The organism is Pseudomonas sp. GM84 (assembly GCF_000282535.1).
GTDB lineage: Bacteria > Pseudomonadota > Gammaproteobacteria > Pseudomonadales > Pseudomonadaceae > Aquipseudomonas.
Genome location: NZ_AKJC01000037.1, coordinates 1 through 19203 on the forward strand (window position 1 = coordinate 1; position 19203 = coordinate 19203).

The window sequence follows — 19203 nt, forward strand, 5'->3', positions numbered from 1 at the left end:
GCGGCGCTCGATCTTACAGGCGCTGAAAACCTGTCGGCATGCACCTGTAGGCCAAACACGATTCGGATCCGTTCCTGATATTTCACTACTTGTTCGAAGTTGTAACACCGCTTCCCCGCCGATTGCCTCCTTACTGAACACTCGTTTAGCATGAGCCTCAGGTCTTACCCCCATCACAATAATTCGAGGCCCGTCATGACCGCTCCGTCGTCCCTACTCACGCAGGTTGAAGCCGGCGTCGCCTGGATCACCCTGAACCGCCCCGAGCAGCGCAACGCGCTGGACATTCCAACCCTGAAGCAACTGCACGCCACCCTCGAGGCGTACAATACCGACCCGGCCGTGCGCGTGGTGGTGCTGACCGGCACTGGCCGCAGCTTCTGCGCCGGCGCGGACCTTGCCGAATGGGCCGAGGCCGAAGCCCGTGGCGCCCTGGAAACCTACGGCTGGACCGAAACCGCCCACGCCCTGATGCAATGCCTGCACAGCCTGGACAAACCCACCATCGCCGCCATCAACGGCACCGCCGTCGGCGCCGGCATGGACCTGTCGCTGTGCTGCGACCTGCGCCTGGCTGCCCAGTCGGCGCGCTTCAAGGCCGGCTACACCAGCATGGCCTACTCGCCGGACGCCGGCGCCAGCTGGCACCTGCCACGGCTGATCGGCAGCGAACAGGCCAAGCGCCTGCTGTTCCTCGACGAACTCTGGGGCGCCGAGCGCGCCCTGGCGGCCGGCCTGGTCGGTGAAGTGGTCGCCGACGACCAGCTGCCAACTGCCACCGCCGAACTGGCTGCGCGCCTGGCCCAGGGCCCGACCTTCGCCTTCGCCCAGGCCAAGCGCCTGATCCGCGACGGCGCCTCGCGCACGCTTGCCGAGCAGCTCAGCGCAGAACTCGCTGCCGGCCTGCTCTGCGGGCGCAGCGAAGACGGCGCCGAAGCCCTGCGCGCGGCCACGGAAAAACGCGCGCCACGCTTCACCGGCAAGTAAGCAATCACTCATTCCCCGGTTACCCAGGAACAGGCCATGAATTTCCAACTGACCCAAGAACAAGAAATGTTGGTGGATGCCGTACGCAGCTTCGTCGCCAAGGAGCTGCTGCCCCATGAAGAGGCCGTGGACCGCGCCGACGAAGTCTCCCCGGAGCTTGCCGCGCAGATCCGTGGCAAGGCCATCGCCGCCGGCTTCTACGCGTTCAACATGCCCGAGGAAGTGGGGGGCGGTGGCCTCGACTACCTGTCCCAGGCCCTGATCGAACGCGAGCTGTCGAAAGTTTCCTGGGCCCTGCACGTGTTCGTCGCGCGGCCTTCGAAGATCCTCATGGCCTGCACCGGCCAGCAGGTCGAGGACTACCTGCTGCCGTGCATCCGTGGCGAGAAGACCGACTGCTTCGCCCTGACCGAACCGGGCGCCGGCTCCGACGCCAACTCGATCAAGACCCGCGCCGTGCGCGAAGGCGACGACTTCGTCATCAACGGCAGCAAGCACTTCATCAGCCATGCCGGGCACGCCGACTTTGCCATCGTCTTCGCCGTCACCGACACCTATGAGCACAACGGCAAGAAGCGCAACGCCGTGACCGCGTTCCTGGTCGACCGTGGCACCCCGGGCATGACCATCCGCCGCGGCCCGAAATGCGTGAGCAACCGTGGCTACCACACCTACGAGCTGTTCTTCGACGACTGCAAGGTGCCGGCCGCCAAGGTGCTCGGCGAAGTCGGCAAAGGCTGGGACGTGGCCAACGCCTGGCTGACCGCAGGCCGGGTGATGGTCGCTGCCAACTGCGTCGGCCAGGCCCAGCGCGCGCTGGATGTGTCGCTGCAATGGGCAGCCGACCGCAAGCAGTTCGGCCAGCCGATCGGCACCTACCAGGGCGTGTCGTTCAAGCTCGCCGACATGGCCACGCAGATCCGCGCCGCCGAACTGCTGACCCTGCACACCGCCTGGAAGATGGACCAGGGCAGCATGACCGACGGCGAAGCCGGCATGGCCAAGCTGTTCGCCAGCGAAGTGCTCGGCAAGGTCGCCGACGAGGCGGTGCAGATCTACGGTGGCATGGGCCTGATGGACGAGGGGCCGGTCGAGCGCATCTGGCGCAACGCGCGGATCGAGCGGATCTGGGAAGGCACCTCGGAGATCCAGCGGCACATCATCTCCCGCGAACTGCTGCGCCCACTGTTGCGCTGACCGGACCGGAGAATCGCCATGTCGCAAGCCATTCGTGACAACCTCAAACGCCTGCTGGCACCCCGGCACCTGGCCTTCGTCGGCGGGCGCAGCATGGCCCGCGCGCTCAAGCGCTGCGCCGACGGCGGCTACCAGGGCCAGATGTGGCTGGTGAACCCGCAGCAGGACAGCATCGACGGCGTGCCCTGCGTGCGCAGCGTGGCCGAGCTGCCCTGCGCGCCAGACGCGGTGTTCATCGCCACCAACCGCGAACTGACCCTGACCTGTGTCGCCGAGCTCGCCGCCAAAGGCGCGGGCGGGGCGATCTGCTACGCCTCGGGCTTTGCCGAAAGCGGCGCCGAGGGCCAGGCCCTGCAACAGCAGCTGCTCGCCGCCGCCGGCGACATGGCGCTGCTCGGGCCCAACTGCTACGGCCTGCTCGACTACCTGCACAGTTCCGCCCTGTGGCCCGTGGCCCACGGCGGCAAGGCGGTGGAGAAGGGCGTGGCGGTGCTGACCCAGAGCGGCAACTTCGCCTACAACCTGTCGATGAGCGACCGTTCGCTGCCGGTGGCCTATATGGCCTCGGTCGGCAACCAGGCGCAGTTGGGCATCGCCGAGCTGATGGACGTGCTGCTCGACGAACCCCGCGTGACGGCCATCGGCCTGCACCTGGAAGGCCTGAAGAACGTGCCGGGCTTCGCTCGCGCGGCCCACAAGGCGCTGGAGAAGGGCATCCCGATCATCGCGCTGAAGACCGGCGTGTCGCAGATCGGCGCCGAGCTGGCGCTCAGTCATACCAGCTCGCTGTCCGGCTCCGACGCCCTCTACGACAGCCTGTTCGAACGCCTTGGCGTGATCCGCGTCAGCGGCCCGGTCAGCTTCGTCGAAACCCTCAAGGCCGCCGCCTGCGGCAACCTGCCCAAGGGTGACAGCCTGATCGCGCTGGCCTGCTCGGGCGGCGATGCGGGGCTGATCGCCGACTACTCGGAATGCAATCAGCTGCGCCTGCCTGCCCTCGACGCTGGCCAGGTCGAGGAACTGGCCCAGGTGCTGCCGGCCTACGCCAACCTGGTCAACCCGCTGGACTTCACCACGGCGATCTGGGGCGACGGACCGGCCAAGCAACGCATGCTCGACAGTGCCCTGCGCAGCGACGCCGACGCCGCGATGCTGGTGCTGGACTACCCCGCCGAATTCACCGGCGAGCGCAAGGAGTGCGACCTGCTGCTGGAGCTGTACTGCGCGGCGCTCAAGCGCCACGGCAAGACCGGCTTCGTCACCTCGGCCTTCCCCGAGCTGCTGCCGGCCAGCGCCCGCGAGCGCTTGCACGCTGCCGGTGTACCGGCGCTGCAAGGTGTAGAGGATGGCCTGGCAGCGTGGGGCCGGGTGGCCCGCTACGCGCAGAAACGTCAGGCCTTGCTGGCGCTGGGCGAGTCGGCGCTGGTGCCGCTGTGCCCGCAGGCGCTTGCCGGTGACAGTCAGCTGCTCAACGAGTGGGAATCGAAACAGGCCCTGCGTGGCTTCGGCTTGCCCATCCCGAATGGCGTGTTGAGCAGCCCGCAGAACGCGCTGGCCGATGCCCGCAAGGTCGGCTTCCCGCTGGTGCTCAAGGCAGTCAGCGCGCAGTTGCCGCACAAGACCGAGGCCGGTGCCGTGGCGCTGAACCTTGGCGACGAGGCGGCGCTCGGGCGCGCACTGGAGCAGATGCGCACACGCATTGCGGCCTACGCGCCAGAGGTTCCCTTCAACCAGGTCCTGCTTGAACCCATGGCCGGTGCGCCACTGGCCGAGCTGATCGTCGGCATCAAGCGCGAGCCGGACTTCGGCCTGGCGCTGGTGATCGGCGCGGGCGGCATCCTCGTCGAGCTGCTCAAGGACAGCAAAAGCCTGCTGCTGCCGACCACCGACGGCGCCATCCGCAATGCCGTGCTCGGCCTGCGCAGCGCGGCGTTGCTGCAGGGCTTTCGTGGCAAGCCGGCAGCGGACCTGGACGCGCTGGTCGCGGCCATCCGTGCCGTGGCCGACTACGCCTGCGAGAACGCCAGCCAGCTTTTGGAGCTGGATGTGAACCCATTGATGGTCGGTGCCACCGGCACCACCGCGGTCGATGCCTTGATCCGCCTCGGCCAGGTGTAAGGATATGAACATGACGAACCAAACACTGACCGGTGGCCAGGCGCTGGTGCGCCTGCTGGCCAACTACGGGGTCGATACCGTCTTCGGTATTCCCGGTGTACATACCCTGGAGCTGTATCGCGGCCTGCCCGGCAGTGGCATCCGCCACGTACTGACGCGCCACGAGCAGGGCGCCGGCTTCATGGCCGACGGCTATGCCCGGGTCAGCGGCAAGCCGGGGGTGTGCTTCATCATCACCGGCCCCGGCGTGACCAACGCGGCCACCGCCATCGGCCAGGCCTATGCCGACTCGATCCCGATGCTGGTGATCTCCAGCGTCAACCACACCGCGAGCCTGGGCAAAGGCTGGGGCTGCCTGCACGAGACCCAGGACCAGCGCGCCATGACCGCGCCGATCACCGCTTTCTCGGCCGTGGCCCTGAAGGCCGAAGACCTGCCCGAGCTGATCGCCCGCGCCTACGCCGTGTTCGACAGCGATCGCCCGCGCCCGGTCCATATCTCGGTGCCGCTGGACGTGCTGGCGGCGCCGGTGGCGCGGGACTGGAGCAATGAAGTGGTGCGTCGTCCCGCTCGCGGCCCGGCCAATGCCGAGAGCCTGGAACAGGCCGCCAGCAAGCTGGCGGCAGCCAAGCGTCCGATGATCATCGCCGGCGGTGGCGCGCTGCAGGCGGGTGCTGAGCTTCAGCTGTTGAGCAAGCGCCTGGCCGCGCCGTTCTTCACCAGCGTCGCCGGCAAAGGGCTGGCGCCGCTGGACTCGCCACTCAACGCCGGCTCCACCTTGTGCGTGGAAGCGGGCTGGGACCTGATCGCCGAGGCCGATGTGGTGCTGGCGGTCGGCACCGAAATGGCCGATACCGACTTCTGGCGCGAGCGCCTGCCACTGAACGGCGAGCTGCTGCGGGTGGATATCGACCCACGCAAGTTCAACGACTTCTACCCCTGCGCGGTGGCGTTGCACGGCGACGCCCGGCAGACCGTGGCGGCGCTGCTCGAACAGCTGCCGGACAGCGTCCGTGATGCCACCCAGGCCAGTGCTGCGGTGGCGCGTCTGCGCAGCGCCGTGCAGGCGAGCCATGGCCCCTTGCAGTCGATCCACCAGTCCATCCTGGCCCGGATCGCCGCAGAGCTGCCGGACAATGCCTTCATCAGCACCGACATGACCCAGCTGGCCTACACCGGCAACTACGTCTTCAACAGCCGGGCGCCGCGCAGCTGGCTGCACCCGACCGGCTACGGCACCCTCGGCTACGGCCTGCCGGCGGGAATCGGCGGGATGTTCGGCAGTGCCGACCGCCCGGGCCTGGTGTTGGTCGGTGACGGTGGCTTCCTCTATACGGCGCAGGAACTGGCCACCGCCGTCGAGGAGCTGGACCGCCCGCTGGTGGTGCTGCTGTGGAACAACGACGCCCTCGGCCAAATCCGCGACGACATGCTCAACCTGGACATCGAGCCCATCGGCGTACTGCCGCGCAACCCGGACTTCGCCGGCCTTGCCCGCGCGTTCGGCTGCACGGTGGCCGAGCCGCAGAGCCTCGACGAACTGCAACGGGACCTGCGCGGCGGCTTCGCCCGCAACGGCGTGACCCTGATCGAGCTCAAGCACGCCTGCGCGCGCTGAGCCCATCCCGCACAACAGGATACTTGCCATGCGTTTTTCTTCATTGACCCAACGGATCGCCGGTGACGGCGCTGCTGCCTGGGAGATCCACTACCGCGCCCTGGCCATGCTCGAACAGGGCCGCGACGTGCTGCTGCTTTCGGTCGGCGACCCGGACTTCGACACCCCGGCGCCCATTGTCCAGGCGGCAGTGGACAGCCTGCAGGCCGGGCACACCCATTATTCCGATGTGCGCGGCAAGCGCCGCCTGCGCGAGGCCATCGCCCGCCGTCACCAGCAACGCAGCGGCCAGGCGGTGACAGCCGACCAGGTCACGGTACTGGCCGGGGCGCAGTGCGCGCTGTTCTGCGTGGCGCAGTGCGTGCTGGAGCCGGGCGACGAGGTGATCGTCGCCGAGCCGATGTATGTCACCTATGAAGCGGTGTTCGGCGCCTGCGGTGCCAAGGTCGTGCCGGTGCCGGTGCGTTCGGAGCACGGTTTTCGCGTCCAGCCCGAAGACGTCGCGGCGCGCATCACCCCGCGCACCCGCGCCCTGGCGCTGAACAGCCCGCACAACCCCTCCGGCGCGAGCCTGCCGCGCAGCACCTGGGAGGCCCTGGCGGAACTGTGTATCGCCCATGACTTGTGGCTGATCAGCGACGAGGTGTACAGCGAGCTGCTGTTCGACGGCGAGCACATCAGCCCCGCCAGCCTGCCGGGCATGGCCGAGCGCACGGCGACGCTGAACAGCCTGTCCAAGTCCCATGCGATGACTGGCTGGCGGGTTGGCTGGGTGGTCGGCTCGCCGGCGCTGGCCGCGCACCTGGAAAACCTGGCGCTGTGCATGCTCTACGGCTCGCCGGATTTCATCCAGGATGCTGCGGTGGCCGCCCTGGAGCTGCAGTTGCCGGAGCTGGCCGCTATGCGCGAAGCCTACCGTCAGCGCCGCGACCTGGTGTGCGCAAGCCTTGCCGACTGCCCAGGCGTGCGTGCGCTCAAGCCCGATGGCGGGATGTTCGTGATGGTCGATATCCGCGAGACCGGGCTCAGCGCGCAGGACTTTTCCAATCGCCTGCTCGATCTGCATGGCGTGTCGGTGCTGGCGGGTGAAGCCTTCGGGCCGAGTGCGGCCGGGCATATCCGCCTGGGCCTGGTGCTCGGTGCCGAACCCCTGCGCGAGGCCTGCCGACGTATCGCCCTGTGTGCCAGCGAGCTGATGGAGGCGCAGCGCAATGCGTGAATACAGCCGCTTGTTCATCAATGGCCGCTGGCAGCAGCCGGTGGGGCAGGGCATGGCCGAGGTGATCGACCCGGCCAGCGAGGCGGTGGCCGGCAAGGTGCCGCTGGGTAACGAAGAGGATGTGAACCGGGCGGTCGACGCGGCGCGCAGGGCGTTCAACGACTGGTCGCGCACCTCATCCCGCGTACGTGCCGGATTCATTCGTGACCTGGTCGAACAGCTCAAGGGACGTGCCGACGAGATGGCCGGCGTGATCACCGCCGAGCTGGGCATGCCGGTGCAGTGGTGCCGGTCGGTGCAGGTCGACGGGCCGATTGCCGGGCTCGAGCAGTACATCGAGTTGGCCGGCTTGATGGACGAGGTGCGGGAGGTTGGCAACTCGCGGGTGTACCGCGAGGCGGTGGGCGTGTGTGCGTTCATCAATCCCTGGAACTACCCGCTGCACCAACTGATCGGCAAGCTGGCCCCGGCCTTGGCCGCCGGCTGCACGGTAGTGGTCAAGCCAAGTCAGGAAACCCCGCTGCATGCGTTCTTGCTGGCCGAGATGATCGAGGCCATCGGGCTGCCGGCCGGGGTGTTCAACCTGGTCAGCGGGCCGGGGTCGAAGGTGGGTGAGGCGCTGGCGCGGCATCCGCAGGTGGACATGGTTTCGTTTACCGGCTCGACCGGTGCCGGTGTGCGGGTTTCCCAGGCGGCGGCGCCGTCGGTGAAGCGCGTGTGCCTGGAACTGGGGGGCAAGTCGCCGTTGCTGATCACGGCTGATGCGGACCTTGAGGCGGCGGTGCGCTATGGCGTGCAGGACGTGATGATCAACTCCGGGCAGACCTGCACGGCGCTGACTCGGATGCTGTTGCCGGCGTCGCGTTATGCCGAGGCGCTGGAGATTGCCGTGGACGAGGCGCGTGGGTTGGTGATGGGTGACCCGCAGGATCCGCGCAGTTTCCTCGGGCCGATGTGTTCGGCGGGGCAGCGGCGTACGGTGCAGGAATACATTCGGGTCGGGCTGGAGGAGGGGGCGCGGCTGTTGTGTGGTGGGGGGACGGCGCCGGGGTTCGAACGCGGGTTCTATGTGCCGCCGACGATTTTTGCTGATGTGAACAACCGGATGCGTATTGCCCAGGAGGAGATCTTTGGGCCGGTGTTGTGCCTGATTCCTTATGGCGATGAGGCTGAGGGGATTTCGTTGGCCAACGATTCGCCGTTTGGGCTTTCCAGTGCGGTGTGGGCAGGGAGCAGGGACAAGGCGTTGCAGCTGGCGCGGCAAATGCGAGCGGGGCAGTGCTTCGTCAATGGTGGGGCGTTCAACTACCAGGCGCCGTTTGGGGGGTATAAGCAGTCGGGGAATGGGCGGGAATGGGGTGAAGAGGGGTTGGGCGAGTTTGTCGAGACCAAGGCCATTCAGTTGTAGTGCCTTGCAGACCATCAGTGATGTATTGACTGGGTCGGCCTCTTCGCGGGACAAGCCCGCTCCCACAGGAGCGCCGCAATCTGCGGATCCTGGGCAGAACCTATGGGAGCGGGCTTGTCCCGCGAAAGGGCCGGCCCAGGCTCAGGCAAGCTGGCCTTGTTCCTTCGGCGTATCGAACGCCACAAACAGCTGATCCGCCGTAATCGTCCCCAGGTCCCCGGCAGTTGGCCAACGATTCGCCTTTTGGGCTTTCCAGTGCGGTGTGGGCAGGGAGCCGGGACAAGGCGTTGTAGTGCCCTGCAGACCATCAGTGATGTATTGGCTGGGTCGGCCTCTTCGCGGGACAAGCCCGCTCCCACAGGAGCGCCGCAATCTGCGGATCCTGCGCAGAACCTGTGGGAGCCGGCTTGCCGGCGATGAGGCCGGCACAGGCTCAGGCAGACTCGACTTGCTCGCGCGGCGTATCGAACGCCACAAACAGCTGATCCGCCGTAATCGTCCCCAGATCCAGCCGCATGTTCTGCTCCAGCATCGCGAACAGTCGGGTGAACACCTCGTACACCTTGCAGTGATCCTCAAGCCCGGCAAACGGGTTGTCGATCTTCTCGGCGATCAGCGAGCTTTCCTGCACCGCGTCATACACCTCGCGCAGGGTGATCTCCTGCGGCGCACGGGCCAGCGTCACGCCGCCCTGGGCGCCGCGAAACGAGGTCAGGATGTTGGCCTTGACCATCTGCGACACCAGCCCGCGCACGCGGGTAGGGTGCACCTTCACCCATTTGGCGATGGTCTCTGTGCGCAGCTTCTGCGGCGCATTGGCCGCCACGAACGAGAGAATGTACGAAGCAGTGATGAGTCGGGTCGACTGGCTCATGGAGGTAATGGCTCCCTGCGAAAAACGCAAATGTTACACCCTGGAAAAGCCCGTCATCGGGCCCTGGAAAAGCGCTTGTCCTGCCGCTAATGTATTTGTTACGGTAACAATTACAAATTATAAACAGCTTCTACGCAATCCGCTTTGACCGAACAACAATTCCTTGCGGTTCAACAGGGGCAAATGCCATGAGCGATAACAACAACAAGAGTCCTCTCGTCATTCCCGAAGGCGGCCTGCCGCGCCGGGATTTCCTGAAATACAGCGCTGCTGCCGCGGCCATCGCCGGGGCGTTTTCACTCGGCCTGCCGCTGGGCGGCTACGCCGCCGAGGCCACGCCGAAGCCGGGCGGCACCCTGCGCCTGGGCCTGGCCGGGGGCAGCACCACCGACTCCAAGGACCCGGGCTCGTGGGTCGACACCTTCACCTTCATCGGTTTTTCGGCGGTGTACAACACCCTCACCGAAATCTCCGTGGAAGGCACTGCCATCCCTGAGCTGGCCGAGCGCTGGGAGTCGAGCCCCGACGCAAAAGTGTGGACCTTCGCCCTGCGCCAGGGCGTGACCTTCCACAATGGCAAATCCCTCACCGCCGACGACGTGGTCGCCTCGATCCAGCACCACCTGGGCGAGAAATCCACCTCCGCCGCCAAGACCGTGCTCGGCGATGTCGCCAAGGTGCACGCCAGCGCCCCTGACACCGTGGTGTTCGAGCTGCACTCGGGCAACGCCGACTTCGCCTACGTGGTCGCCGACTACCACCTGGTGATCATGCCCGCCAAGGACGGCCTGGCCGACTGGCAGGCCGGCGTCGGCACCGGCGGCTACCGCATCAAGAGCTTCGAGCCCGGTGTGCGCATGGACCTGGAGCGCAGCCCGGACTACTGGAAGCCGGGCAGGGCGCATTTCGCCAGCGCCGAGCTGATCGCCATCGCCGACGGCGCCGCGCGGGTCAACGCACTGGTCACCGGCAAGGTCGACGTGATCAACAAGGTCGACCTCAAGACCGTGGCCCTGCTCAAGCGCAACCCGAAGCTGGTGATCGAGGAAACCAAGGGCGCCCAGCACTACACCTTCCCGATGCTCTGCGACAGCCAGCAGTTCCGCGACAACAACGTGCGCATGGCCCTCAAGCATGCGATCAACCGCGAAACCTTGCTGGCCTCGGTGCTCTACGGCTACGGCCAGGTCGGCAATGACCACCCGCTGCAGCCGGCCAACCGCTTCATCAACCCGGCGCTCGAGCAGCGCGCCTACGACCCGGACAAGGCGCGTTTCTACCTGCGCCAGGCCGGCATGGACAGCCTCAAGGTGCGCCTGCAGGCCTCCGATGCCGCCTACAGCGGTGCGGTAGACGCCTCGGTGCTGTTCAAGGAGCAGGCGCGCCAGGCCGGGATCGACATCGACGTGGTGCGCGAGCCAGCCGATGGCTTCTTCTCCAACGTCTGGATGAAACAACCCTTCACCACCTCGTTCTGGTACTCCAGCCTCACCGCCGACCGCATGTTCAGCATCGGTTACGCCAAGGGCGCGGCCTGGAACGAGACCCACTGGGACAACCCGCGCTTCAACCAGCTGCTCAACGCCGCCCGCGGCGAGATGAACGAGCCGCTGCGCCGCGAGATGTACAACGAAATGCAGGCGCTGTGCCGCGATGACGGCGGGGCGATCGTGCCGCTGTTCGCCAGCTCCGTCGCCGCCCGCTCCAGCCGCGTGGCCCATGGCCCGCTCACCGCGCCGTATGGCGAGCTCGATGGCCTGCGGGTGATCGAGCGCTGGTGGCAGGCCTGAACCGGTCGCGTTTCGCAGGGCTGAACTTCGCATCCAGTCGAGGAGTTGTACGGTGAACAATCTTGGCAAACTGCTTGTGCAGCGGCTGGCCCTGGGCCTGTTGTCGCTGTTTGCGGTCTCGGTGGTGATTTTCCTGGCCGTGGGCATGCTGCCGGGCGACATCGCCCAGGCCATGCTCGGCCAGTCGGCCACCCCGGAAACCGTGGCGGCGTTCCGGGCCCAGCTGGGGCTGGACCTGTCGCCACTGCAGCGTTTCATCCAGTGGGCGTGGCGCCTGCTGCACGGTGACCTTGGCCTGTCCCTGGCCAACCAGCGGCCGATTGTCGAACTGGTCGGTGCGCGGCTGGGCAATACCTTCAGCCTGGCCCTGCTGGCGGCGCTGTTCTCGGTGCCGACCGCGTTGCTGCTGGGCATGCTCGCGGCGTTGTACCGCAACAGCTGGTTCGACCGGCTGCTGAACACCAGCGCGCTGAGCGCGGTGTCGTTCCCCGAGTTCTTCGTCGCCTACATCCTGATTCTGGTGTTCGCGGTGAAGCTCGAATGGCTGCCGGGCATTTCCAGCCTGGCACCGGATGCGTCGCTGGCTGAGGTGCTGGAGGTCTCGGTGCTGCCCGTGGCGACCCTGAGCCTGGTGGTGATCGCGCAGATGATGCGCATGACCCGCGCCTCGCTGATCAACCTGCTGGCCAGCCCCTACATCGAGATGGCCCGGCTCAAGGGCGTGTCGCCGGCGCGGATCATCTTCAAGCACGCCTTGCCCAACGCCCTGGCGCCGATCGTCAACGTGGTGGCGCTGAACCTGGCGTACCTGGTGGTGGGCGTGGTGGTGGTGGAAGTGGTGTTCGTCTACCCGGGCCTGGGCCAGTTGCTGGTGGACTCGGTGGCCAAGCGCGACATTCCGGTGGTGCAGGCCTGCAGCCTGATCTTCGCCGGCACCTACATCCTGCTCAATACCGGCGCCGACGTGCTGTCGATCGCCAGCAACCCACGCCTGATGCATCCGAAGGGGTAGACCATGAGCCTGATCACACCTCTGCTGCGCGCGCCCTTGAGCGCCAAGTTCGGCCTGCTGGTGATTGTTGCCTACATCGTGGTGGCGCTGTTCGCGCCGCTGCTGGCGCCCTACGGCGAAACTCAGGTGGTCGGCGAGGGCTTCGCGCCCTGGAGCCCGGAGTTCCTGCTGGGCACCGACAACCTCGGCCGCGACATGTTCAGCCGCCTGCTTTACGGCGCCCGCAACACCCTGGGCATCGCTTTCCTGACCACCAGCCTGGCGTTCCTGCTGGGCGGCCTGTGCGGGCTGGTGGCGGCGATCAAGGGTGGCTGGATCGACCAGGGTCTGTCACGGGTGGTGGACATCCTGATGGCCATTCCGCAACTGATCTTCGCCTTGCTGATCCTCAGCGTGGTGGGCACCACGGCCACGTCGCTGGTGCTGGTGATCGCGCTGCTCGACGCCACCCGCGTGTTCCGTCTGTCGCGGGCGGTGGCGATGAACGTGGTGGTGCAGGACTACGTCGAGGCCGCGCGGCTGCGCGGGGAAGGGCTGTGGTGGCTGGTCACCCGCGAAGTGCTACCCAATGCCGCGGCGCCGCTGATCGCCGAGTTCGGCCTGCGGTTCTGCTTCGTCTTCCTGTTCATCAGTGCCTTGTCGTTCCTGGGGCTGGGCATCCAGCCGCCGACCGCCGACTGGGGCAGCATGGTGCGCGACAACGCGGTGCTGATCACCTTCGGTGACCTCAGCCCGCTGCTTCCGGCCCTGGCGGTGGCGTTGATCACGGTGAGCGTGAACTTCGTCGTCGACTGGGTGCTTCACCTGTCCAGTGGCCTGAAGGAGTGCTGAGCATGAGCAACGATACCTTGCTGGAAATTCGCGACCTGCGCATCGAGGGCCACTATGAGAACGCCTGGCACCCGCTGATCAAGGGCATCGACCTGACCTTGAAGCGTGGCGAAGTGCTGGGGCTGATCGGCGAATCCGGGGCCGGCAAGTCGACCCTGGGCCTGGCCTCGATGGGCTATGTGCGCGACGGGTGCCGGATCACCGGAGGCAGCGTGTGCTTCGACGGTATTCAGCTGCTTGAATCCAGCGCCGAAACCCTGCGCAAGCTGCGCGGCCTGCGCATCGCCTATGTGGCGCAGAGCGCGGCGGCCTCGTTCAACCCGGCCCACCGGCTGATCGATCAGCACGTGGAAACGGCGGTGACCAACGGCGGCATCGACCGCGCCAAGGCCGAGGCCGAGGCGGTGGAGCTGTACCGCATCCTGCGCCTGCCGGACCCCGAGCACATCGGCCAGCGCTACCCGCACCAGCTGTCCGGCGGCCAGCTGCAGCGGGTGATGACCGCGATGGCCATGGCCTGCCACCCGGACCTGATCATCTTCGACGAACCGACCACGGCGCTGGACGTCACCACCCAGATCGAGGTGCTGGCGGCGATCCGCGATGCGGTGAAGACCTTCGGCAGCGCCGCGCTCTATATCAGCCATGACCTGGCGGTGGTGGCGCAGATGGCCGACCGCATCATGGTGCTGCGCCACGGAAGCCTGGTGGAGGAGGCGCAGACCCGCACCATGCTCAGCGCGCCGCAACAGCAATACACCCAGTCGCTGTGGGCGGTGCGCAATTTCCACACCTCGGCCAAGGCGTGCCCGACGCATGAAAAACCGTTGCTGGAAGTGCGCAATGCCGACGCCCGCTATGGTCATCAGCCGGTGCTGCACGATGTCTCGCTGAAACTCTATCGGGGCCAGACCCTGGCGGTGATCGGCGAGTCGGGCAGCGGCAAGAGCACCACGGCGCGGTTGATCAGCGGCCTGCTGCAACCCACCTCGGGCCAGGTGCTGTATGACGGCGAAGCGTTGCCGGCGGACTATCGCCAGCGCAGCAAGGAGCAGCTGCGACGCATCCAGATGATCTACCAGATCCCCGACACCGCGCTCAATCCACGCCAGCGCATCGTCGACATCATCGGCCGGCCCTTGAGCTTCTACCTGGGCCTGAAGGGCAAGGCGCTGCGCGAGCGGGTCGCCGAACTGCTGCGGATGATCGACCTGGAGCCGGCCAAGTACATGGACCGCCTGCCCCGCGAGCTGTCGGGCGGGCAGAAGCAGCGGATCTGTATCGCCCGCGCGTTGGCGGCGGAACCGCAGCTGATCATCTGCGATGAAGTGACCTCGGCCCTCGACCAGTTGGTGGCCGAGGGCGTGCTGAAGTTGCTCGACCGTATCCAGCGCGAGCTGGGCGTGGCCTACCTGTTCATCACCCACGACGTGGCCACCGTGCGCGCCATCGCCGACGAGGTGCTGGTGATGCAGCGCGGGCGGGTGGTCGACCATGGCAGCCGCGAAGCGATCTTCCAGCCGCCGTACCGTGATTACACCGGTTTGCTGTTCTCCTGCGAGCCGGAGATGGACCCGGACTGGCTCGACCGCCTGCTGGCGACGCGCAACCCTATTTCCCCTTTGGCAACTGTTTGAGGATTGCCCATGAAAGTTCTGATCGTTCACGCTCATCCCGAGCCTCAATCCTTCACTGCCGCGCTGCGTGACCAGGCGGCGGACACCTTCCGTGCCCAGGGCCATGAGGTGCAGGTCAGTGACCTGTACGCGATGGGCTGGAACCCGGTGGCCAGTGCCGATGATTTCAACCACCGCGAGAACCCGGAGTACCTGGTGTATGCGCTGGAGCAGCGGCTGGGGGTGAAGAGCGGCTCCATCGCGCCGGACATCCAGCAGGAGCTGGACAAGCTGCTGTGGGCGGACCTGCTGGTGCTGAACTTCCCGATCTTCTGGTTCTCGGCGCCGGCGATGCTCAAGGGCTGGATCGACCGGGTGCTGGTGTCGGGGGTGTGCTATGGCGGCAAGCGGTTCTATGACCAGGGCGGGTTGGCCGGCAAGCGGGCGTTGGTGACCGTGACGATTGGCGGGCGTGAGCACATGTTCGGCGAAGGGGCGATCCATGGGCCGTTGGAGGACATGTTGCGGCCGATTCTGCGGGGGACTTTGGCGTATGTCGGGTTCGAGGTGCTGGAGCCGTTCGTGGCGTGGCATGTGCCGTATATCAGCGACGAGGCGCGCAAGGACTTCTTGTGCAGCTATCAGCAGCGCCTTGAGCAGCTTTCGGATGATCTGCCGATGAACTTCCCGCGCCTGGACCAGTTCGATGAGGCGCTGTACCCGCTGGCGAAATAATTCGTCAGCAGTCGATCGAAAATTCTGTGAGAGAGGGCGGGGTCTTGTGGGAGCGGGCTTGTCCCGCGAACACGGGCGAAGCCCGTGCCAGACGGCTCTATTGTCTGGACCGGCCTCTTCGCGGGACAAGCCCGCTCCCACAAAAGCGCGGCTCGACCCCACACAAATACCCCATTCAAGTTTTCCTTACACACCCATTCGGGGTATGGCCCCCACCCCCCAGTCGCCCGGATAGTACCTCCATCAGCTCACCCGAGCCGATCCTGATCACACGATGGAGTTGCTATGCGCAAGGCATTGAAGGTGATTTCCAGTCTGTTGCTGTCCTGTACCGCCACGGCCGTCCTGGCCACCGAGGCCGACACCGGCAACACGCTCAGGTTGTACAACTGGACCGACTACATCGGCGAAAACACCCTGGCCGATTTTGAAAAACAAACCGGCATCAAGGTGATCTACGACACCTTCGACGGCTACGAAACAGTCCAGACCAAACTCCTCACCGGCCGCTCGGGCTACGACCTGGTGATGCTCAACGCCTCCCTGGTGCCGCCGCTGATCAAGGCCAAGGTGTTCCAGCCCCTCGACAAATCCAAGCTCCCCAGCTGGGCCAACCTCGACCCGCAGGTGGTCGAGCACATGCAGGCCTTCGACCCCGGCATGGTCTACTCGGCGCCCTACACCTGGGGCAGCTCCGGCATCACCTACAACGTCGACAAGATCAAGCAACGCATGCCCGATGCGCCCATCGGATCCTTGGCCATGCTGTTCGACCCGAAGATCGTCTCGCGCTTCGCCGACTGCGGCGTGACCATCATGGACGCCCCCAGCGAAGTCATCCCGCTGGCCCTCAAATACCTCGGCAAAGACCCGCAAAGCGCCAAGCCGGCCGACCTCAAGGCCGCCCAGGATGTGCTCATGGGCATCCGTCCCTACATCAAGAAATTCGACTCGGTGAACTACCTCACCAGCCTGCCCAACGGCGATGTGTGCATGGCCCTGACCTGGTCCGGCGACTACGCCACCGCCCAGGCCCGCGCCGTGGAAGCGAAGAAGGACATCAACCTGGCGTTCTTCATTCCCAAGGAAGGCTCGCTGATCTGGTTCGACAGCCTCTACCTGCCCAATGACGCCCCCCACGTGGCCAACGCCCACCGCTTCATCGAATACCTGCTGCAGCCCAAGACCATGGCCGAAGTGACCAACTACATCCACTACGCCAACAGCAACGCCGCCGCCACGCCCCTGGTACAGGCCGACATCCGCAACGATCCGGCGATCTACCCCGACGACCAGACCCGCGAGCGCCTGTTCACCCAGAAATCCCAGGACCCGCAGGCGATGCGCGCCATCACCCGGGTCTGGAGCTCGGTCAAGACCGGCATCTGACACCTTTCACCGTACCGATCCGACAAGGAACCGCTCATGGCTACCCCGACTCGCAAATTGGCCGCCACCCCGATCAACGACCTGCTGGTGCAAGCCGACAAGGCCCACTACATGCACGGCTACCACATGTTCGACGAGCACGCCGAGCAGGGCGCACTGAACATCGAAGCCGGCGAGGGCGCCTACATCTACGACACCGAAGGCAATCGCTTCCTCGATGCCGTTGGCGGCATGTGGTGCACCAACATCGGCCTGGGCCGCGAGGAAATGGCCCTGGCCATCGCCGACCAGGTCCGCCAGCTGGCCTATTCCAACCCGTTCTCGGACATGGCCAACCCCAAAGCCATCGAGCTCTGCGAGAAGCTCGCAAGCCTGGCGCCGGGCGACCTCGACCATGTGTTCCTCACCACCGGCGGCTCGACGGCCGTGGACACCGCCTACCGGCTGATCCAGTACTACCAGAATTGCCGCGGCAAGCCGCACAAGAAGCACGTGATCGCTCGCTACAACGCCTATCACGGCTCGACCTGCCTGACCATGTCGATCGGCAACAAGGCCGCCGACCGGGTGCCGGAGTTCGACTACGCCAACGACCTGATCCACCACGTCTCCAACCCCAACTTCTACCGGGCAGGGGACGACATGGACGAGGCCGAGTTCCTCGACTTCCTGGTGGCCGAGTTCGAGGACAAGATCCTCTCCCTGGGCGCGGACAACGTCGCGGCCTTCTTCGCCGAGCCGATCATGGGTTCGGGCGGCGTGATCATTCCGCCCAAGGGCTATTTCCAGCGCATGTGGCAGGTGTGCCAGACCTACGACATCCTCTTCGTCGCCGACGAGGTGGTGACCTCGTTCGGCCGGCTGGGCACCTTCTTCGCCTCCGAAGCGTTGTTCGGCGTCACCCCGGACATCATCACCACTGCCAAGGGCCTGACCTCGGCCTACCTGCCGCTGGGCGCGTGCATCTTCAGCGAGCGTATCTGGAAGGTGATCGCCGAGCCGGGCAAGGGCCGCTGCTTCACCCACGGCTTCACCTACAGCGGGCACCCGGTGTGCTGCGTGGCAGCGCTGAAGAACATCGAGATCATCGAGCGGGAAAACCTGCTGGCCCATGTGAACGATGTCGGCAGCTACCTGGAGCAGCGCCTGCAGACCCTGGCGGAGCTGCCGCTGGTGGGCCAGGTGCGCTGCATGAAGCTGATGGCCTGCGTCGAGTTCGTGGCCAACAAGCAGACCAAGGCGTTGTTCCCTGACGCGGTGAACATCGGCGAACGCATCCACGTGCGGGCCCAGGCCAAGGGGCTGCTGGTGCGGCCGATCATGCACCTGAACGTGATGTCGCCGCCGCTGATCATCACCCATGCCCAGGTGGACCAGATCGTCGACACCCTGCGCAGCTGCATCCTCGATGCGGCGCGGGAGCTGACCGAGCAGGGCCTGTACCACGGCCAATGACCCACCTGCACGCAAAGGTGCACGCGCATGCCCCGGCCGGTAGACTGCGGGGCATGAGCCGAGCACATGAAAACACCTCAATAAGCCTGCCGTTTCATGCCCTGCAGCAATGGCACAGCGCCCTGCAACAGGCCTTCGCCCACAGCGAGGGCCCGGATGCGCTGGCCTGGCTGGCGGCGGCCATCAGCCAGCTGGTGGGCGCCGAATCGATGCTGATCAGCCTCGAATGCAAGGGCCGCCCGCCGCAGTTGCTGTATCAACAGGGGATTCCGCAGCGCTATCACGAGGCGGTGCTGGAGCGCTATTTCGCCGCCGGCTACCTGCTCGACCCGTTCTGCCTGGCGGTGGAGAAAGGCTTGGCCCAGGGCTTCTACCACCTGGAAGACATCGCCCCGGACAACTTCTTCGACAGCGACTACTACAAGACCTATTACCTGGGCACCGGTTGCAGCGAAGACAGCTACTTCATCGTCGACCTTGGCAATGACAGCAAGATCTCCCTGAGCCTGTTCCAGGGCTGCAGCGGTGCGCGGCTGGGTGTCGAACAACTGCACCTGTTGCAGGCGGTCGAACCCATGGTCCGCGAATTGCTGATGCGCTTTGCCCAGCATGGGCTGGAGCAGGCGCCGGAAGGCAAGGGGAGTGTGCAGGCGGCGTTCGACAGCTTTGGTTGCGGGGTCCTGACCGAGCGCGAGCGGGAAGTGGCGCAGATGGTGCTGCAGGGGCATTCGGTGAAGTCCACGGCCCATGAGCTGGGGATCTCGCCGGAGACAGTGCGGATGCACCGCAAGAACCTCTACCTGAAGCTGGAGATCAACTCTCAATCGGAGTTGTTTGCCCAGTTTATCGGGTGGTTGCGACGGATCTGAAAGAAACTCAAGCGCCTGCACGATCATTGTGGGAGCCGGCGTGCCGGCGATGAGGCCGGTTGGGCCTTGCATAGCCCATTCGGGC

At 66.0% G+C, this 19203-nt stretch carries 15 protein-coding genes; 14 read left to right on the plus strand and 1 reads right to left on the minus strand.

What is annotated here, in order from left to right; translation table 11 throughout:
• Positions 1-195 precede the first annotated feature (195 nt).
• The 6 genes from PMI38_RS02810 to PMI38_RS02835 are packed head-to-tail and all read left to right on the plus strand — an operon-like array spanning position 196 to position 8547.
• Complete coding sequence (locus PMI38_RS02810; protein ID WP_008090438.1) at positions 196-987, plus strand: enoyl-CoA hydratase/isomerase family protein; 792 nt, start codon at positions 196-198, stop codon at positions 985-987.
• 36 nt (positions 988-1023) lie between these two features.
• The gene (locus PMI38_RS02815) at positions 1024-2184 is read left to right on the plus strand and encodes an acyl-CoA dehydrogenase family protein (RefSeq protein WP_008090440.1); all 1161 of its coding nucleotides are present in this window, start codon (positions 1024-1026) and stop codon (positions 2182-2184) included.
• A gap of 18 nt (positions 2185-2202) precedes the next feature.
• A complete protein-coding gene (locus PMI38_RS02820; protein WP_008090441.1) occupies positions 2203-4302 on the plus strand; it encodes an acetate--CoA ligase family protein in 2100 nt (699 codons plus the stop codon).
• A 10-nt stretch (positions 4303-4312) separates the two neighbouring features.
• A complete protein-coding gene (locus tag PMI38_RS02825) occupies positions 4313-5920 on the plus strand; it encodes a 5-guanidino-2-oxopentanoate decarboxylase (RefSeq protein ID WP_008090442.1) in 1608 nt (535 codons plus the stop codon).
• Between the two features lie 28 nt (positions 5921-5948).
• On the plus strand, positions 5949-7139 hold the full coding sequence (locus PMI38_RS02830) for a pyridoxal phosphate-dependent aminotransferase (protein WP_008090443.1): 1191 nt from the start codon (positions 5949-5951) through the stop codon (positions 7137-7139).
• Positions 7132-8547: an aldehyde dehydrogenase family protein gene (locus tag PMI38_RS02835; RefSeq protein ID WP_008090444.1), complete on the plus strand. Its 1416-nt coding sequence runs from the start codon at positions 7132-7134 to the stop codon at positions 8545-8547. Before PMI38_RS02830 ends, PMI38_RS02835 begins: the two co-directional genes overlap by 8 nt.
• Before the next feature lie 433 nt (positions 8548-8980).
• Here the strand turns inward: PMI38_RS02835 and PMI38_RS02840 are convergent, their stop codons facing one another.
• The gene (locus PMI38_RS02840; RefSeq protein WP_008090445.1) at positions 8981-9421 is read right to left on the minus strand and encodes an RrF2 family transcriptional regulator; all 441 of its coding nucleotides are present in this window, start codon (positions 9419-9421) and stop codon (positions 8981-8983) included.
• A 188-nt stretch (positions 9422-9609) separates the two neighbouring features.
• Here PMI38_RS02840 and PMI38_RS02845 point away from each other — a divergent pair, with 188 nt between their 5' ends.
• The 8 genes from PMI38_RS02845 to PMI38_RS02880 all read left to right on the plus strand — a co-directional run bounded on the left by PMI38_RS02845 (position 9610) and on the right by PMI38_RS02880 (position 19118).
• The gene (locus PMI38_RS02845) at positions 9610-11211 is read left to right on the plus strand and encodes an ABC transporter substrate-binding protein (RefSeq protein ID WP_008090446.1); all 1602 of its coding nucleotides are present in this window, start codon (positions 9610-9612) and stop codon (positions 11209-11211) included.
• A gap of 52 nt (positions 11212-11263) precedes the next feature.
• Positions 11264-12223: an ABC transporter permease gene (locus tag PMI38_RS02850; protein ID WP_008090447.1), complete on the plus strand. Its 960-nt coding sequence runs from the start codon at positions 11264-11266 to the stop codon at positions 12221-12223.
• 3 nt (positions 12224-12226) lie between these two features.
• Positions 12227-13054: an ABC transporter permease gene (locus PMI38_RS02855; RefSeq protein WP_008090448.1), complete on the plus strand. Its 828-nt coding sequence runs from the start codon at positions 12227-12229 to the stop codon at positions 13052-13054.
• Positions 13055-13056: 2 nt separating this feature from the next.
• The gene (locus PMI38_RS02860; RefSeq protein ID WP_008090449.1) at positions 13057-14691 is read left to right on the plus strand and encodes an ABC transporter ATP-binding protein; all 1635 of its coding nucleotides are present in this window, start codon (positions 13057-13059) and stop codon (positions 14689-14691) included.
• Positions 14692-14700: 9 nt separating this feature from the next.
• Positions 14701-15405, plus strand: a complete 705-nt coding sequence (locus PMI38_RS02865) for an NAD(P)H-dependent oxidoreductase (protein ID WP_008090450.1) — start codon at positions 14701-14703, stop codon at positions 15403-15405.
• Positions 15406-15690: 285 nt separating this feature from the next.
• Positions 15691-16794, plus strand: coding sequence for a polyamine ABC transporter substrate-binding protein (locus PMI38_RS02870; RefSeq protein WP_008090451.1), 1104 nt, complete (start codon positions 15691-15693; stop codon positions 16792-16794).
• A gap of 36 nt (positions 16795-16830) precedes the next feature.
• On the plus strand, positions 16831-18249 hold the full coding sequence (locus PMI38_RS02875; RefSeq protein WP_008090452.1) for an aminotransferase: 1419 nt from the start codon (positions 16831-16833) through the stop codon (positions 18247-18249).
• Positions 18250-18302: 53 nt separating this feature from the next.
• The gene (locus PMI38_RS02880) at positions 18303-19118 is read left to right on the plus strand and encodes a helix-turn-helix transcriptional regulator (protein ID WP_050548547.1); all 816 of its coding nucleotides are present in this window, start codon (positions 18303-18305) and stop codon (positions 19116-19118) included.
• Positions 19119-19203 lie beyond the last annotated feature (85 nt).

Bases quoted from the DNA above. Each gene is read 5' to 3' on its own strand.
- PMI38_RS02810 (WP_008090438.1), top strand. From the start codon at position 196: ATGACCGCTCCGTCGTCCCTACTCACGCAGGTTGAAGCCGGCGTCGCC.
- PMI38_RS02815 (WP_008090440.1), top strand. From the start codon at position 1,024: ATGAATTTCCAACTGACCCAAGAACAAGAAATGTTGGTGGATGCCGTA.
- PMI38_RS02820 (WP_008090441.1), top strand. From the start codon at position 2,203: ATGTCGCAAGCCATTCGTGACAACCTCAAACGCCTGCTGGCACCCCGG.
- PMI38_RS02825 (WP_008090442.1), top strand. From the start codon at position 4,313: ATGACGAACCAAACACTGACCGGTGGCCAGGCGCTGGTGCGCCTGCTG.
- PMI38_RS02830 (WP_008090443.1), top strand. From the start codon at position 5,949: ATGCGTTTTTCTTCATTGACCCAACGGATCGCCGGTGACGGCGCTGCT.
- PMI38_RS02835 (WP_008090444.1), top strand. From the start codon at position 7,132: ATGCGTGAATACAGCCGCTTGTTCATCAATGGCCGCTGGCAGCAGCCG.
- PMI38_RS02840 (WP_008090445.1), bottom strand. From the start codon at position 9,421: ATGAGCCAGTCGACCCGACTCATCACTGCTTCGTACATTCTCTCGTTC.
- PMI38_RS02845 (WP_008090446.1), top strand. From the start codon at position 9,610: ATGAGCGATAACAACAACAAGAGTCCTCTCGTCATTCCCGAAGGCGGC.
- PMI38_RS02855 (WP_008090448.1), top strand. From the start codon at position 12,227: ATGAGCCTGATCACACCTCTGCTGCGCGCGCCCTTGAGCGCCAAGTTC.
- PMI38_RS02860 (WP_008090449.1), top strand. From the start codon at position 13,057: ATGAGCAACGATACCTTGCTGGAAATTCGCGACCTGCGCATCGAGGGC.
- PMI38_RS02865 (WP_008090450.1), top strand. From the start codon at position 14,701: ATGAAAGTTCTGATCGTTCACGCTCATCCCGAGCCTCAATCCTTCACT.
- PMI38_RS02870 (WP_008090451.1), top strand. From the start codon at position 15,691: ATGCGCAAGGCATTGAAGGTGATTTCCAGTCTGTTGCTGTCCTGTACC.
- PMI38_RS02875 (WP_008090452.1), top strand. From the start codon at position 16,831: ATGGCTACCCCGACTCGCAAATTGGCCGCCACCCCGATCAACGACCTG.
- PMI38_RS02880 (WP_050548547.1), top strand. From the start codon at position 18,303: ATGAGCCGAGCACATGAAAACACCTCAATAAGCCTGCCGTTTCATGCC.